This window comes from Sphingobacterium hungaricum, from assembly GCF_015210005.1.
In the GTDB taxonomy this organism is placed as follows: domain Bacteria; phylum Bacteroidota; class Bacteroidia; order Sphingobacteriales; family Sphingobacteriaceae; genus Sphingobacterium; species Sphingobacterium hungaricum.
Genome location: NZ_MU158698.1, coordinates 866,158 through 876,459, shown reverse-complemented (window position 1 = coordinate 876,459; position 10,302 = coordinate 866,158). Strand labels below are relative to the sequence as shown.

General features: G+C 36.9%; 5 protein-coding genes. All 5 read right to left on the bottom strand.

Features of this window, described 5'->3' with window-relative positions; genetic code table 11:
• Nucleotides 1-222: 222 nt before the first annotated feature.
• Nucleotides 223-1,074 (bottom strand): transglutaminase-like domain-containing protein, encoded by an 852-nt coding sequence (locus C4F49_RS06995; RefSeq protein ID WP_196935157.1) that lies wholly within the window; start codon nt 1,072-1,074, stop codon nt 223-225.
• 70 nt (nt 1,075-1,144) lie between these two features.
• Nucleotides 1,145-1,804, bottom strand: a complete 660-nt coding sequence (locus C4F49_RS06990) for an ABC transporter ATP-binding protein (RefSeq protein ID WP_196935156.1) — start codon at nt 1,802-1,804, stop codon at nt 1,145-1,147.
• Between the two features lie 152 nt (nt 1,805-1,956).
• Nucleotides 1,957-4,353 (bottom strand): ABC transporter permease, encoded by a 2,397-nt coding sequence (locus C4F49_RS06985; protein ID WP_196935155.1) that lies wholly within the window; start codon nt 4,351-4,353, stop codon nt 1,957-1,959.
• 554 nt (nt 4,354-4,907) lie between these two features.
• On the bottom strand, nt 4,908-7,334 hold the full coding sequence (locus C4F49_RS06980) for an ABC transporter permease (RefSeq protein ID WP_196935154.1): 2,427 nt from the start codon (nt 7,332-7,334) through the stop codon (nt 4,908-4,910).
• A gap of 212 nt (nt 7,335-7,546) precedes the next feature.
• Nucleotides 7,547-9,949: an ABC transporter permease gene (locus tag C4F49_RS06975; RefSeq protein ID WP_196935153.1), complete on the bottom strand. Its 2,403-nt coding sequence runs from the start codon at nt 9,947-9,949 to the stop codon at nt 7,547-7,549.
• Between the last annotated feature and the right edge of the window lie 353 nt (nt 9,950-10,302).

Here is a 10,302-nt window from a genome sequence, read left to right as displayed (position 1 = left end):
GAGCTAGGCGACTAATGACTTTCTGAAAGTTTTCTCACATTTTTGAATTTCTCTCTGTGTCTTTTGCGTTTTCTCAGCGCATTCTGTGGTCTTTTTTATTTTGGAAGGGTTAGACGCGGAGTTTCATAGAGAAGACAAAGAGTTTCGCTGAGCTAGGCGACTAACGAACCTCTGAAAGTCTTTCCACATTTTTTACTTTTGAATTTTTACTTTTGAATTTTCTTATTCCTCAATCAATTTCAAAAGTACTTCAATATCCTGTTTTTTATTTAAACTGCCTTGATTTTCATAGGCTGAAATCAAATTGCGCAGCACGCGTTTAATAATATCGACATTGGAACAAGGAAGCGTATATTCTTCAGTCAACGGAAGATTCAATTGCCTTAAAAACGACAAAATATCATCTTCTTTCATTATCTGACCACGGTTAAAAACATTGATGTAAAAAAGCACTTTTTGCTCTGCATCGACATCCTGATCCATATACGCCAAGACGAAATGTTTTGGAAGATTGATTCCATAAATAGGAATATCCAGCTTTTCAGCAACCAACGCATACACGCAAGCTAAACTGATTGGATTGCCTTTTTTGGTTTCTAATACTTTTTGAATATAGGAATTTGAGGGAGAATGATAATCTGTTGTATTGCCCGAAAGCCCAAACTCACGAAAAATAACGTTGTTTAAAAGTTTGACCTTTTCCAATGGACTCATGTCGTACATCATGTGAAACCATGCATTTCTCTTTAGCTCCGCTAAAATAAAATACACTTGTTCTTCATCCATTGAGGGATATTGGTAGCGATTGATGATCAGCAAACCCTCTAGAAGATCTTCGCTGTTATGCAATCGCCAAAGCTGCAATTCGTTTTTGATTTGATCAAATTGAATTTTATCAATGATATCTTCAATTCTGGTCTGAAGCAAAACATCAAAGGATTCTTCCCAATGCTTTTCCAAAAGTGGAATCACTTCTGGACCGCATGTAATTAAATTATGCTCGATTTCCTGAAAAATTTCTTGATCAGGATCATCTAACAGGGAAATCATCGCTTTTAATTCTGATTCTTTCATACTAACGAATTTAAGAAAATTGTTAGCAGTCTACAAACGGCGTTTGTAATTTTATTTTAAAGAAAAATCTTTACTTTAATTGACCATCTAACATATTGACGATTTTATTGCCGTAGGCAGCATTCTTTTGGGAATGCGTGACTTGTACAATTGTTACACCTTCTTTGTTCAAGGTCGTGAACAATTCCATGATTTCTTCACCTTGTTGAGAGTTCAAGTTTCCGGTTGGTTCATCTGCCAATAGTAATTTCGGCGAAGCCGAAATCGCCCGCGCAATTCCGACAATCTGTTGTTGTCCGCCAGAAAGCTGATTTGGGAACAAATCCTTTTTGCCGACCATATTAAAACGATCCAACAGATCACCTACGATCGCTCTTCGTTCCTTGCCAGAATAATCTTTATAAATCAATGAAGTTTCAATATTCTCAGCAACGGTCAGTTCATCGATCAAATGATAAGACTGAAAAACAAAGCCCATGTTTCCTTGAAATACCTGTTTGCGTTTATTAGGCTTTAATTGATAAATATTTTCATCTTGAAAAAAATATTCGCCTTCATTAGGTTCATCCAATAAGCCGATAACATTTAACAAAGTTGATTTCCCAGATCCAGATGGGCCCATTATGGAAATAAAATCACCTTGATCAATTTTCAAGCTCACATCTTTCAATACAAATGAACGATTGCTACCCAAGTTATACCATTTATAAATATTTTTTAATTCTATCATAATTGTAATTATTTTTAATTCCCCCTAACCCCCAACGGGGGAACCTATGTGTGTTATTTTTTTCTACAAACATTTTGCTCCTACGGAGCAACAACATTTAATTTAAACCTGTTATTTCTAAATACTAAAATCTCATATTTCATATCTCACATCTATTCATCCCTTAAATTTCTTACTGGATTTATCAATGTTGCTCGGATGATTATGACACTCATAAAAGTAATAATCACAAACAGCAATGCCAACACGGGATATACAAATATCGGTGCATTTAAGGATGTTTTCACTGCATAATTGTCAAGCCAGTTTTGCATTAAGTAATAAGCGACCGGCGAAGCAACTAACAAAGCTAAGGTGAAAATTCCGATAAAATCTTTCGCGAAGATTCGGATAATCTGCTGAATGGAAGCACCCAAAACACGTCTGATTCCTATTTCTTTGATGCGCTGATTGACCGTTAGCGAAGTCAAACCAATTATGCTTAGCGCAACAATAATCACTGAAATAAGTGTTGCAATTTTTGACGCATTTTTAAACTGTAATTCTGTGACATACATCTCATTGATACGTTCATCCAAAAATTTGATTTCAAAAGGACTATTTGGCAAAAGCGCTTTCCATTTTTCTTGTATTGCTTTTATAGATTGGCTAACATTAGCTGAAGGAATACGGATAGAAAAAAACCGATATTGATTTGAATTTTTTAGGTCAAACCAAAGAATTGCAGGTGAATTGCTGTGCATGGAAGTCGGCTGAAAATCATCCGTAACACCAGAAATTGTAGTAAGAAAAGTTCCATCGACAAGTGCTATCTGTTTTCCAATCGCTTCTTGTGGATTTTTGTAGCCAAGGTCTTCCGCAGTCTTTTTTGAAATCACAACCTTACTTAAATCCGTACTGCTCTCATTTGTATCGCTGAAAAATTTTCCGGCAAGCAAAGGAATTTTATACGTATCAGCAAAATATTTATCGGAAGAGATTAGCTGTACATCAATCGTCTGTTCCTGGTCAATCTTTTTGATTTTCTGAACGCCGTTTCCTATCATTCCAGGGATATCGTAGGAAAGACTTATACCTTCAACCTGAGGCAATGTTTTCAATTCATTCTGAACTGTTTCTATATGTTGTAGTCCTTGCTCGCTCCAATCTCTCGGAACCTGAACTGTAAATAGAAAATTCTTATCAAAACCTAAATCTCCATTTAAAAATAAATTCACTTGTTTAGAAATGACAATTGACATCGTCAACACAACAATGGCGACGACGAACTGAAAAAATAGCAGGGATTTTTTTAGAACAGCGTTGCTTGTGTTTCCAGAAAATTTTCCTTTAATATCGTAAATCACGTTTGTATTGGAAAGCTTGAATGCAGGATACAATCCTGACAAAACGCCAACAAGAAATACGCCGATAAAATAATAAACAAAAATGGAGAAAGGTAATTCACGAAGTGAAAATACTTCTTTCCCCATAACTGAACTAAACAAAGGCGCTACGATCGGATACGAAAGCAAAGCAAAAAGCGATGCAATAAAAACGATCAATATATATTCTGAAATCAATTCAGCTCCGAGCTGAATTTTATTGATTCCCATAATTTTCCGAACACCAACCTCTTTCAATCTATTCAAAGACTGGCTCATGCTGATGTTTATGAAATTGATGACCGCCATTAACAAAAGGAAAAATGCGGTCAGCGTTAATGCATTGATAATTTTAGAAACTGCTCCATTGTTATCCGCTAAATAATAGGAATTCAATGGTTTTAAATCAGGATTTAAATTTGATGAAATGGATTCTTCCGCATGTTTTTTAAGCGTGTTCTTAATCGGAAGAGTAAGCTGGTCAGGATTTACATTTTTTTGAAGCTCAATAAAACCTACGATGTATTGATTTTCCCATGAATCAATGTTTCTTCCAAAATATTCTTGATTCGCCAAGGGAAGAAAAATCTTATTGTTCATGCTGGCCGTTAATTGCGTGACGGAATTGTCTTCTAAAGATTTCAGCACAGCTGTAACGGTAAAATCATGTGTCTGTCCATCAAAATTTCGAATGGATAGATTTTTGCCAACGGCATCTGTATTCGAAAAATATTTGACTGCAATATCTTCCGTAATCACCACGGAAAAAGGAGCGGTCAAAGCAGATTTTGCATCGCCATCTAACAATTCGAAACCAAACATATCTAGAAAAGTCGAGTCGCCTATCGCGGCAGATTCTTCATACACCAGTTCATCATTGGAAACGACACAGGTAATTCCGTCCATGCGGTAATAATTCGCCACTAAGTCCGGATAATCTTCTTTCAATGTTTTGGGCAATGCCCCAATCGTCGTCAAGGGCAAACCCATGCTCGGGTCTTGGTATTTGCTTTGCAGAATGTACTGATTGTCCAGATTTTTTACCGACGAATTTACTTGATGTGCTTGATAGACATACGACGCAATCAGCAACACAAAAACCAAACTGATCGTCAATCCGAAAACATTGATCAATGTGTAATACTTGTTTTTAAATAAATTTCGCCAAGCGATTTTAAAATTCATGCCGTTATGATTTGGATCCCCTTGTCCGTTTTGAAAAATAGTGTAAACATGGGAATTGAATTCTATACTTGGAATAATTGTTCACAATGCGTAAGCCAAACTCTTAACTCTTTTAAAATGATTAGATTAAAGGGTTTTTCTGATTGTTAACTGTTCATAATCGTACAGCTATTGTCCGCTGGCGGACAGGGAATAATTCAAAAAAAATTCAAAAATCGGGTTCTCATAAAAAATTGGAATATTACATCTTTCAAGTCATCGCTTGAGTTAAATATTTTCAATATTTCATCTTACTTATTTCCTAAGAGGTTGTGCACCTACGGAGCACATATTTTCAGATGCCTATTTTTCTACAAACATTTTGCTCCTAGGGAGCAATAATGCAATGCTTAAATGATATTCTCATATCTCAAATCTACTGTCTCACATCTATTTTTCTACAAATACTTTGCTCCTACGGAGCAATAAATCGTAATATAAATTTGTTATTTCTAAATACTAAATACTAAATACTAAATACTAAAATCTCACATTTCAAATCTATCCTCTCACATCTACTCATCCCTAAGGCTATCCACCGGATTTGCTGCTACGACTTTGATTGTCTGCAAGGAAATGGTTATCGCTGCAATGAAAATCGCTAAAATTCCAATCAATACGAAAACGTACCATTGAATGTCAATCCGATAAGCAAAATCGGCAAGCCATTTATTCATCATAACATAGGCAATTGGCGAAGCGATAAGCAATGCAATTAGAACGAGCTTAATAAAATCTTTGGCTAACAGCGAAACCAAGGAAGCTGAACTTGCGCCAAAAACTTTACGAATGCCGACTTCTTTTAGGCGCTGTCTCACAGTAAATGTTGCTAGGCCGAATAATCCTAGACAAGCAACGAAAATATTGAGTGACGAGAATATGCCTAGTAACTTTCCAGTGTTCATTTCGGATTGATACGTTTGATTGTAACGATCATCTAAAAAACTATAGTTCAAAGGTTCTTCCGTATTGTAGCTTGCCCAAGATTTTTGTAGGGAAGCTATAAGAGATGCTTGATTTTCGGACATTGTTTTGACTAGGAAAGTTCCCCAATTGTTGGGCGCATAGACCATGACCAAGGGTGAAATTTTTTCATGAAGCGATTTAAAATGAAAATCTTTGACCACAGCAAGCACATGATACGGCTTTTTGACACCTTTCTTGTCCGCATGGTAAATAGTTTTATCCAATGCATTTTCATTAAATCCCAAAGCCTTCACGGCAACTTCGTTTAAAATGACTGCACTTGAATCCGTTGCGTAATCGCGAGAAAAATTTCTTCCAGAGGCCAATTCAATTGCTAACAGCGGAATATAATTTTCATCAACTTCGTACCTTAATGTCTTGATTAATTTTTCAGGATCGTTTTCTGAGGATACAAAGAAATTATTGTTGGAGGAAGGACCTGCAGGTAAAAATTCCGATGAACTCATGATCTCAATCCGAGGGTCGTTCTGTAATTCTTGTCTGAAAGCATTTCGGTTGTCGCCTAATTGCCAAGTGTCCGAAATCAAAAGCACTTGGTCTTTCTCGTAACCGATATCTTTATTCTGAATATAGGACAGCTGTTTGTAAACGACAAATGTGCTGATCATTAAGATGATGCTGATCGAAAACTGAAAAACCACCAATCCATTTTTTATAGCTGCAATGCTTTTGGATTGAATCAACTTTCCTTTTAAAACCTGAATGGGTTTTAGGGAAGAGATGAAAAATGCGGGAAAGCTTCCGGCTAATAATCCGACAAAAACAACAAATGAAAATACCAAAGGAATGGCATAGGGGAGCTGTTTGTAAGAAAGTGAAAGCTGGATATTTGTTAGGCTATTAAATATTGGCAAAGCCAAATAGATTAATCCCAAACTCAGCAAAAATGCTAGGCTGGAAATCAATGTGGATTCAACTAAAAATTGTGCAATCAACTTGTTTTTGGTAGAACCTACCACTTTTCTAACGCCAACTTCTTTCGCTCTGCGAAATGAACTTGCTGTAGAAAGATTCATAAAATTGATGCAGGCAATCAACAGCATAAAAACAGCAATTGCAGAAAAGATGTACACGTAGCGAATTTCTCCTGGCGCACTTAAATCCGAAGAGACATCTTTCTGAAAATGGATTTCGGTCAATGGCTGTACATGAAAACTTAAGCTATTTCCACTGTTTTTGAAATCTTCATACGTCACGCCCATATTCGGCAACATTTGAGGGCCGATGTAAGTCGCGACCAATTGGTCTAATTTCTTTTCGAAAGCCTTGAAATTGTATCCATCTTTTAGCAGAAAATAGGTGTAAAAATTAGATACCATCCAATTCGCTTCTTTTGCTTCCGCAACACCATTCATTGATGCCAAAAGGCTAAAACGGAAATGTGAATTTTCCGGCATATTTTCAATAATTCCGGTAACGGTATAAATGGCATTTGGATCGGATTCAAACTGGATCGTTTTACCGATTGCTTCTTGATTGCCAAAATATTTGTGTGCCAGTTCTTCGGTAATGACAATCGAATTGGGCTGTAGCAAAGCTGTATTCGCATTACCTTCCAAAAAATGGAAAGAGAAAACCGAGAAAAAATTATCATCAACGTATGCAAAACGATCACCTTTGAATACGGTATTGTTCGATTGGATTTTTGGATAACCGAAATCCCGAATCCGTGTTGCATCTTCCACTTCGCTAAAGTCTGTTTTCAGCGCTTGCGCTAAAGGAGGCATCACAGTCGATTCGCTCATGGCTTCACCTTGAATGTTCCCCTGGAAATACACTCGGCCGATACGATCAGCGTGAGCATGGTATTTATCGAAGCTCAGCTCATGATTGACATATAGCATAATAATCAGGCAGGTCGCAATTCCAAGTGCCAATCCTAAGATATTAATGATGGAAAATCCTTTGTGTTTTGAAAGATTTCGCCAAGCTATTTTTATATAATTTTTTATCATGTTGTTTGATGATTAATTATAATCCCCCTAACCCCCGAAGGGGGAACCTATGGTGTGCTGTTTTTTTTAACAATATTCTATTCTTGTTGAGCAATAAATCCTATCATAAATTTGTTGTTTCAAAATACTAAAATCTATTGTCTCGGATCTCACTTCTATTTTACTGCAAATTGGAGAGTTAGAAATTCTTCCCCCTTCGGGGGACAGGGGGACTACTCATCCCTCAAACTATCCACAGGATTTTTCCGAGCGATTTTTGTGGAATGATAGCTTACCGTTGCGAATGCAATCAAAAATGTAAAAATTATTCCTAAAGCATACATCCACCATTGCATATCGATGCGGAATTCAAAACCTTGCAACCAATTTTTCATAAAATAATAGGTCACAGGAATTGCAATTAAAATAGAAATGAGCAGATGCTTGAGGATGCCTGTTGATAAGAGAACCACTATTCCTGCCACAGATGAACCCAGCACTTTTCGGATTCCGATTTCTTTTGTTCTAAAATTAATGGTCAATAAAGCCAAAGCAAATAGTCCCAAACAAGCAATGCTGATAGCAATCACCGAACCCGTGATGATGATGCGGGCAAAGCGTAAATCATTTGCATACATCTTTTGCGTGTTCTCATCTAGGTAAGTTGGACTTGCAGTAGCTGAAGGGTTGATTTTTTTCCAAATGCCTTCGATGGTACTTAGACTTTCTTTTAAATCTTGTGTAGAAACGCGAACAAAAATATACGCTACATCAAATACATCTGGATTTGCAGAAATTGTTAGTGGCGTAACTTGCTGACGCAAATCTTTAAAATTAAAGTCATCGATAATTCCAACAACCGTAGATTCTTTTTCACTTATGGAAAGCGTTTTCCCGACAGCATTGGCTTCGCCACCGATCTGTTGAGCCATTTTTTTGTTAATCAATACAGCTACTTTGTCGGTCGGGAATTCCCTTGAAATATCTCGTCCAGCAATTAATTTGATCCCAAGCGTCTCTAAATAATCGTAATCAATCCGCATATACGAAGTTGAAATCTGTTTTCCTTCATAGTCAAAACCAAAGACACTGTTCGACATACTTCCATCACTTCCCATGCCCAAATTGATATCTGAAGCACTCACTGACTTGACCCATGGAATACTCGACAAACTTTCGCGCATTCTAAGCAAGCCTTGCTCTGGATCAATGCCTTTCCCAATAGGAATGCTGATGACTTCTGATTTATCGAAACCCAAAGGCCGGTTGGCAATGTAATAGAGCTGTGCACTAATAATGATGGTCGCAATAATCAGCCCGATAGCGATGGAAAATTGAACAACGGTCAGCCCATTTCTCAGGACGTTGTTTTTTCGGCCTGTCTTGCCTTTTAAGGTTTCAATAATAGCTGGCTTGGCAATCTGATAAGCTGGCAATCCTCCAGCGATCAAAGAAATAACCGCGAAAACCAAAATAACGGTGATCAGATTTTCAGGAAGAAGAAGATCCCTAAAACTTAGCGCGTAATTCATAATTGAGTTGTACTGAGGGATCAGGATTACGCTTACAACAATTCCAAAAAACAGTCCGATTAAACAGATCAATACCGATTCTGTCCATAATTGCCCAACAAGTTGCCATGCAGTAGCGCCTAATGTTTTCCTTGTGCCTATCTCTTTATTTCGTGAAATGGAATTGGCAAAGGTTAAGTTAATAAAATTAGAACATGCGATAAAAAGGATCAGAACAGAAATAACAATCAGGATATAGGGAAACAAAGCAGAACCTCCCTTTCCATCACTCAGATGCAGTTCGTTCAAGGGCATGGCATGCATCGAACTATAATTGCCATCAGCATCCGGTTGTGCTCCATCGCGCTTCAGCATTTCCATTTCATTTTTGTAATAATTGTCCATAAAAGCTTTAGTGCTTTTTGTGAACGTTTCATCATCAGAAATAGGGGATTTAAATTTGGCAAAAACAGAATGATCTACATTGCTCCAATTGTCAACATTATCTTTATAGTTTGGCTTTGTTTCAAAACGGACCAAAGCTGTAAACGTTAAGCTGGAATTCTTAGGCACTTTCTCAAGCAAAGCAGTGATTATTTTGGATTCCCAAGATCCATTGTTTTCAATTTCAATACTTTTCCCCAGAACATCGCTTGTCCCAAACAGATTAATTGCCGTCGGTTCATCTAGGACGATGGCATCCAGATTTTCTAAAGCTTGATCTGTTCCTGAAACTTTCGGGAAGCTAAAGATGGATAGAAAATCAGGGTCGACATATTTCGCTCCGACCTGAAATTGTTTATCCCCATTTCTTAATAGTATTGATCCATTATAGAATCGAGTAACGGCATCGATGGACGGAATTTCATTTTTTAATGCAGAGGCAAATGGAGTGGGAAATGCATTGTTGTATTCTAAATTTCCGTCAGGTCGATTTTGTAGATAAATCTTTGCTATGCTTTTTCTGTTTTCGTGGAAATTGTCAAATGACAATTCAAAAGAAGCTGTCAAAAACAGCAAAATTGAAGTTGCGATCGCAATCGACAATCCGATAATATGAATCGCATTAATTGTTTTTGATCTGAACAAATTGCGCCAAGCAATTTTTATGTAATTTTTAATCATGTTCACTAAAGATTTAACTGTCGAATACTAGTTTTACAAACTCGATAGTAGTTGAAAGCAAAAAGAATACAATGCTTGCGCCAAAGTATTAAGTGATTTAAAATGAATTAATTAAATGATTATTTGTGTCGCGAAGTGTTCATAATCGTACAACTGATGTTCAAGAGCGGACAATCCGCCTAACCCCCGAAGGGGGAACTATTGCGAAAGGATTTTCAGAGTTTAGTTATGTTTATCAAATATCAAATCTTTGTTCCTGATTCCGTAGCCTTTATTTCCAAAAGGGTTTGTGAAGCTATGGAGCACGAATTCGAAAGGGCTATTATTCTACAAATATATTGGGCCTATGGGGC

Bases quoted from the DNA above. Each gene is read 5' to 3' on its own strand.
- C4F49_RS06995 (WP_196935157.1), bottom strand. From the start codon at position 1,074: ATGAAAGAATCAGAATTAAAAGCGATGATTTCCCTGTTAGATGATCCT.
- C4F49_RS06990 (WP_196935156.1), bottom strand. From the start codon at position 1,804: ATGATAGAATTAAAAAATATTTATAAATGGTATAACTTGGGTAGCAAT.
- C4F49_RS06985 (WP_196935155.1), bottom strand. From the start codon at position 4,353: ATGAATTTTAAAATCGCTTGGCGAAATTTATTTAAAAACAAGTATTAC.
- C4F49_RS06980 (WP_196935154.1), bottom strand. From the start codon at position 7,334: ATGATAAAAAATTATATAAAAATAGCTTGGCGAAATCTTTCAAAACAC.
- C4F49_RS06975 (WP_196935153.1), bottom strand. From the start codon at position 9,949: ATGATTAAAAATTACATAAAAATTGCTTGGCGCAATTTGTTCAGATCA.